General features: G+C 72.0%; 1 protein-coding gene and 1 pseudogene. Both read left to right on the top strand.

Features of this window, described 5'->3' with window-relative positions:
- Nucleotides 1–546, top strand: a pseudogene (locus ABZ215_RS43865) (hypothetical protein); the annotation flags it as partial.
- A gap of 129 nt (nt 547–675) precedes the next feature.
- A partial coding sequence (locus ABZ215_RS43860; protein ID WP_354956884.1) for an SAF domain-containing protein occupies nt 676–1,032 on the top strand: 357 nt, incomplete at its 3' end.

Here is a 1,032-nt window from a genome sequence, read left to right as displayed (position 1 = left end):
GCGGACACGCTGTACCGGCCTCCGGTTTGGATACCCGATGGCCAGCAGCCGGGTGCGGCACAGCTGCCGTCGCCGGAGGAGCTGGCGCAGATGGCGCGGGGTCAGCTGCGGTTGCCCTCGCCGACGATCTCGGCGAACCCGGCGGGCGATCAGCTGGTGAACCTGCCGACGTGGATGTGGCTGTCGAGCGGCTGGGCTCCGGTGTCGGCGACCGCGTCGGTGCCCGGGGTTTCGGTGACCGCGACCGCGACACCGGGCTCGGTGACCTGGTCGATGGGGGACGGCTCCACGGTCGATTGCCGCGGTGCCGGCACGCCCTACGCCGCCGGTACCGACCCTGCGGCGCCGTCGCCGGATTGCGGTCACGTCTACCGGCGCTCGTCGGCGGAACAGCCGGGACAGGCGTTCGGCGTGACCGCGACCGTCCGGTGGACGGTCACCTGGTCCGGGGCGGGCCAGGGAGGGACCTTTCCCGAGATGACCACGACGAGCACCGCAAGCTTCCGGGTGGCGGAGTCTCAGGCGTTGAACAACGGCGGCGGCTGACCGGCCGCTCAGACGAACGAACTGACTCCGCTCGCGGCAGCGACGCGGCGCACTATCCCTTTGCCTCTTGGAGGTACCGGCGTGAGCACCAACACCACGACCCGTCCGGACGCAGCTCCGGACCGGTGGGTGAGCGACGGCAAGACCACCTCGCGCTTCCGCGGGGCCGGACGGCGCCGCAGTCTCCCGCACCTGTTGCTGGGTGTCCTGCTCGTTCTGGTCTGCGCGGGCGGTTTCGTGTTGTTCTCGCTCGATTCGGGTGAACGCCAGGCAGTGCTCGCGCTTGCCCGCGACGTCCCGGTCGGCCACACGCTGGTCCCGCAGGATCTGCGCCAGGTCAACGTCGCCCTCGATCCCGGTGTGGCCGCCGTCGACGTGGATGAGGCAGCCACGGTGCTGGGCAGGCCGATGGCGACGAGCTTGACGGCGGGGGCGTTGCTGACGCCGGGCTCGGTCGGCGCCGCGGCGGTGCCGGCCACCGGGCAG

The sequence above is a fragment of the Amycolatopsis sp. NPDC006131 genome, assembly GCF_040614175.1.
GTDB classification, from domain to species: domain Bacteria; phylum Actinomycetota; class Actinomycetes; order Mycobacteriales; family Pseudonocardiaceae; genus Amycolatopsis_E; species Amycolatopsis_E tucumanensis.
Note: the sequence above shows the minus strand (reverse complement) of the source record. Positions and strands in the feature narration are given on the sequence as shown.